Here is a 5202-nt window from a genome sequence, read left to right as displayed (position 1 = left end):
CTTGCTTGGCGAATCGGCAATCACACTTTTGATATAACGATTTACCGCCCAATAGCTGCCAGTGAAGCCGTAACTGTTTACTAATTTCTGATGGATAGTGCTACCTTGAACGCCACTTTCAATCCACTTATTGACCTTCTCAGCATAGGGTAGGACGGAAGAGACACTTGATGATGGCGTGTGCACCGTAACGTTAAGTACCGTTGCCAGTTGCGCGTTATCAGGCATTGGATTAAGTTTATCTAACCAGCCATGCTCAAGCGCAGTGTCCCTTAGCTTCTGTGACTTTTTGCGTCCCATTAGGCCACTTTCGGCAATAGCACGATTAGATTCTCCCATTCGCATTCGAACGAGTATTTGTCGATATTGATACATTTCAAACCTCTTGTTTGCCATGCGCTTCTCCTTGTCTAAAAAGTAGACATAAAGATACGCTATTTACAATGACGTTTGAGGGGAGAAAGGGTGACTAAAGTGGCGCCATTAACCGCAAATCGGGTGGCGCCATTAGGTGCAAATTAGGTGGCGCCATTACGCCGCAAGTCAAATGGCTCCATAGCGGTGCAAATTAACAACGCCCATCAAAAGTAAAATGCGCTATGAAATAACGGAATCATTTAGTGATTACGACCACTTAATAACAATGCCTATTTCGCCACAAGCTAAAAAATTAGCCCCTTACCTAGGTGATACATGGTAAGCAAGGCTTATTCAAATTCCGACACCTAAAGGTGAAATAAAAGGCTTCATCACCTCATGCGCCTGTCCAGAAAAGTACCCGCTGAAAGCGCTACTCGATGTTTATTGGCAACGATGGGAAATAGAGCGAGGATATGGTGAGCTCAAGCAATATCAGTTATCTAATAAGTCAGCGCTACGGAGCTTGAAAAAGGAAGGTATTTATCAAGAGCTTTGGGGTATTCTGACGTCATACAATATCGTGAGACTTGAAATGGCAGAGATAGCTAAAGCCCATGAAGTGGAGCCATTACGCATCAGTTTCATAAACGCATTATACCTAATACAAGACGAGTTTTTATAGTGCTCAGGTCGAAGCCCCAGGACAATCCCTAAAAAGCTAAAAGAACTACGTGAAAACGGTAAACGGCTAATATTACCGGAGAAAAGAAAGCGAAAAGCTTATCCGCGAACGGTGCTCGCAAAGACACAAAAATATCCAGTTAGGTATAAACGAAAAAACACCACTCGTTCTTAAACGAGTGGTGTTAACATAATAATGGGTTTTTCAAAAAAGCACCCTCAATAAAAACATCCCCTTTAGCGCCTAACATATCTAGCTGATAATCTATCATAAGAGCACAGTATATTGTTGCTAATGCAATACCGCTTACTTTGTCTGTATTAGTACTAAAGCCACATTTAGCTCCTCCGAATGGACCGCTCCCATCACTAAAATCAGGTAATACGAACACCTGCTGCTCAATCACATTTTGAATATCATTTACATTAAATTGCTCACCAAGCCAAGAGCCAGCTTGATCACAAATAGCTTCAAACTCTCTGCCGCCCATAAATCGAGCACAAGCAATAGGCTGCTGCATAGCATCAATATTAGCAAGCATATCTTTTTTGGCATCTAGGTTACTAAGTGATACCTGAGATGACATCAAAATAGTCCAGGTTCCCGTTGATATTACTGTAAATGGGGCCGCATTTTGGGTTAACTTATATCGTAAAAAGCTCGCATTACTATCATGAATGCCATTATAAAAATGGCATTGTGGATCAAGGCCAAGCTCAGCTATAAGTGCAGGTGTTACTTGGCCACAATCAAACCATGCAGGTTGTATTTTAGGTAGCCATTTTTCACAATTTAGGTAATCAACTAAAGAAGAGTAACTATTGCTTTTAATTGACCATAAATCTGTATGGCAGCCTAATGAAGTTATTTCATTTACTCTTTGCCCTGTGAAACGCCATACCCAGTATTGTGGGTACATGAGTATATCTGTAACTTCATGAAATTTTCAGGGAAATTTGTTTTTAACCAATATAACTGACGACCTAAGTTTAATCCGGCCGGTAAAGATGGTGAAAAAGTATTATCGAATGAAGGGCGAATACTTTCATATTCTGGACTTTGACTATAAACGCCTGTGTATTCGTAATCCAAAATAGAGAGGACAAGACCATCAGTATCAACTGAATTACGGTCAACCAGAGCAGCTGTTGCACCATGCGTTGTTATATTAATAGCATTTATTCGATAAGCTGGTGTGATCTCTTTAATTCCAGCAATAAGCCAACCCCATATCTCATTTGTGTTAATACTTGGAAAGGCACCTTCGTTTACTGTAAGCGTATAGCCAACGACACCTAGCTTTGTTTAATGTTCCAAGGTAACAGCGATTCAAGGTTATCGGGCTGCTCAGTAAGGTGCTGTAAACAGGTAGATATATAGTCATGCACCACCAGATCGTTGGCCTTTGCGGTTTCAACTAGACTATAGAGTATGGCACTGGCATGCGCGCCATTGCGGGTATTTGGGAACAGCCAGTTTTTTCGCCCTATCACGAATGGTTTTATGGCTCGCTCTGCGCGGTTGTTATCAATTTTAAGTCTGCCATCCTCTAAGTAACGTCGGAATTTTTCAAATTGATTTATCGCATAGTTGATTGCTTTACCTAGCGCCATTTTGGGCGGAATTTTATCTTTGTGCTTGAGAAACCATTGGTATAACTCGTCAACGATTGGTTTCGCTTTTTGTTGTCTAACAGTGTACTTTTCCGTGGCTGGTTTATCTTTGATGGCTTGCTCAATACCGTAGAGCTTGCCAATAAGGTTGAGCGCCACATCCGCTTTGCCTGTTTTCTTATTATTGCCTTTCGCTTCAATGAATTTACGACGCACATGAGCAAGGCATGCAACCAATGTTGCCTGAGTTTGCTCATAAGCCTTGTAACCATCAACGTGTAGGTAGCCTTGGTAACCATCAAGAAAATCAACCGCACATTGCCCCGCACGACTGTTATAGTAATCGAACAGGACAATATTAGTGCCTTTACCCGGTTTATCATCGCCACAACAATACAGCCACATATAGCTTGTCGCTTTATCTGCGTTAATGACATTTAACGGGGTTTCATCAGCGTGAATAACCGCTTGCGATAACAACACCTCTTTTAAGCGTTGATATAGAGGAGACAACAGCTCTGCGCAGCGTAGCATCCAGCTCGACATGGTTTGCCGGCTCAACTCAATACCGATATCGGCAAACAAGGTTTCTTGGCGATAAAGCGGTAAGCCAAACTGGTATTTACACATGATTATTTGGCTCAATAAACTGGGGGGCGATACTTTTTGGCATGGCTGTTGCCGGCATTTTTGCGGTTTTCACCACACTTTCAATGCCTTCTCGCTCACAGTGACGGCATGTATATTTCGGGCGAATGGTTTTGATGACTTTGATATGCGCAGGCACAAACTCTAACGCTTCACTGCTGCTTTCACCCATTTTATGTAAGGGGCTTTGGCAGCAATCACATACTTTTGGCCCTCATCGAGGTCAACAATCTCGTCTACTCGCAGTAACTGCGCTGGCAGTTGGCGGCGTTTAGGTTTGGCTTTTTCTTTCTTTACTGAGGGGATGTTGCCAATAGCGCTTTATCATACTCATCAAGCGTTTCTTCCGCTTCATTGAATACTTCGCCTGCACCCGGCATCTTTTCAGATTTCTTGGCGTACTCTTTGGCAAGTGTCGCGTTATAAGCTTGCAGCAATTCATGAATTTGCGCATCTTTTTTAGCTAATTCTTCATCCTTTTTCACAACGACGTGTTGCAACTCAAGCAACATGCGTTTGAGTTGTTCTAGGTCGTCAGGCAGTGAGTGTGCATCGAGTTTCATACCTGCAATTTAACAAAATTTTATGCACCTTTCTCGTTTGCAGAGCAGATAAAATATGATGTGTGGCAATGATCATTTACTGTTAATTAACCTGAGATCTGCTTAAGCGATAACTAATGCATTAAGCTCTACGTCAGTTAAATTAAGGTGTGGCTTATTTTCTTTAAAGCAATAAGCCACCAATCCAGCCACTAAATTCAACATAAAGCCGTTCATACTCCGATGTCTCGAATGTTCAATGAAGGATATATTCTTGAGTTGGTCATTAATTGTTTCGATTATAAAACGCTTTGAAAGCATCGCTCTATCCCATAATGACATCGCTTTTGCCTTCATATTTTTGCGAACCGTCGTAATGAGCTTTACCCCTTTATCGAGCAAATCAGCTTCTAAAGCCTTACTTAAATATCCTTTGTCACCGTATAATTTATCCGTCAGGCAGCTCGCTAATTCGCGGACTGGTTGAGTATCATGTACATTTCCTGTTGTCACTTTCGCAGCAACAATTTCACCATGATGATTAACGACTAAATGCAGCTTGAAGCCGTAAAACCATCCCATCGTTCCTTTACCTCGCTGGGCTATTCCATCAAAGGTCTTGTGTCTTGGAATACGAATGTTATGGCAGACCTTAATAGATGTAGAGTCAATGAATTCAAGGCCTGTGGGTTTACCTTTAAGTGAAGTGAAATAGGCACACATTGGCACAATTACTCTCGGCATAACGGCTAGAAATCGTGTGTAACTGAGTAAGTTAGGAAATTCACTTTTGTACATAAGTGATACATATCCAAGGTAGTAGTTTTTGAAATCACGATGATGTGACATGTGAAAACTAATAACAATAGTCATAATTTCACTGGTCGTCATACGCCCTGCTCGCTGACGTTTTTGGGTGCCATCTTCGAGTAATTGTTTTTTCCATTGGGGTATAAATACTTTGCAAAAATCATCGACATCGCAAAACAATTCAACTAATTTAATCATGCCTGTTCCTTGTTTATCCAATCGTTCTTGGTCGAAAGTTCGGATCTCGGAACAGGCATTTAGTTCAATTTCTTAAACGAGATTCAGGTTAATTAGATCATAGATTGATACAGCAACTCCTCATGACCAAGCACATCATATCCCGACAACAACCAATTCAGTTGCCCAGGGCTGAGTTCAAATTCTTGCAGAGTGGCTTTATTTGGCCATTTGAACTTTTGTTTTTGTCGAGTAGCCAGACCCGATTACTCGAGCCCAGCCCTCTAAGAACGGTACGTGCGAGTTTCCCCGCATACCGCTCAAGTCGTTATAACGCCATGTAGGATGGCGCAGCAGTATTTTGACCCCT

4 protein-coding genes and 2 pseudogenes are annotated in these 5202 nt (G+C 41.7%); 1 reads left to right on the top strand and 5 read right to left on the bottom strand.

The window, feature by feature from the left end:
• A pseudogene (locus QMA12_RS21760) lies at positions 1 to 396 on the bottom strand (IS21 family transposase); the annotation flags it as partial.
• A gap of 313 nt (positions 397 to 709) precedes the next feature.
• On the opposite strand from QMA12_RS21760, the gene QMA12_RS22260 reads away from it, so the two are divergent.
• Positions 710 to 1042: a transposase gene (locus QMA12_RS22260; protein ID WP_356948039.1), complete on the top strand. Its 333-nt coding sequence runs from the start codon at positions 710 to 712 to the stop codon at positions 1040 to 1042.
• A 184-nt stretch (positions 1043 to 1226) separates the two neighbouring features.
• On the opposite strand, the gene QMA12_RS21755 is transcribed toward QMA12_RS22260, so the two are convergent.
• The 4 genes and pseudogenes from QMA12_RS21755 to QMA12_RS21740 form a co-directional block, all read right to left on the bottom strand.
• Positions 1227 to 1961 carry a hypothetical protein gene (locus tag QMA12_RS21755; RefSeq protein WP_290211456.1) on the bottom strand — a complete coding sequence of 245 codons (735 nt, stop codon included), beginning with the start codon at positions 1959 to 1961 and terminating at the stop codon, positions 1227 to 1229.
• Positions 1962 to 2337: 376 nt separating this feature from the next.
• Positions 2338 to 3534: pseudogene (locus QMA12_RS21750) on the bottom strand (IS66 family transposase); the annotation flags it as partial.
• A 62-nt stretch (positions 3535 to 3596) separates the two neighbouring features.
• Positions 3597 to 3866: a hypothetical protein gene (locus QMA12_RS21745; RefSeq protein WP_290211455.1), complete on the bottom strand. Its 270-nt coding sequence runs from the start codon at positions 3864 to 3866 to the stop codon at positions 3597 to 3599.
• 102 nt (positions 3867 to 3968) lie between these two features.
• Positions 3969 to 4853, bottom strand: coding sequence for an IS982 family transposase (locus QMA12_RS21740; protein ID WP_290211454.1), 885 nt, complete (start codon positions 4851 to 4853; stop codon positions 3969 to 3971).
• Positions 4854 to 5202 lie beyond the last annotated feature (349 nt).

The organism is Pseudoalteromonas sp. APC 3893 (genome assembly GCF_030408095.1).
In the GTDB taxonomy this organism is placed as follows: Bacteria; Pseudomonadota; Gammaproteobacteria; order Enterobacterales; family Alteromonadaceae; genus Pseudoalteromonas.
The sequence above is the reverse complement of the archived record's forward strand: the minus strand, read 5'-3'. Positions and strand labels throughout refer to the sequence as shown.

Coding starts and splice junctions, on each gene's coding strand:
- QMA12_RS21755 (WP_290211456.1), bottom strand. CDS start 1,961: ATGTACCCACAATACTGGGTATGGCGTTTCACAGGGCAAAGAGTAAAT.
- QMA12_RS21745 (WP_290211455.1), bottom strand. CDS start 3,866: ATGAAACTCGATGCACACTCACTGCCTGACGACCTAGAACAACTCAAA.
- QMA12_RS21740 (WP_290211454.1), bottom strand. CDS start 4,853: ATGATTAAATTAGTTGAATTGTTTTGCGATGTCGATGATTTTTGCAAA.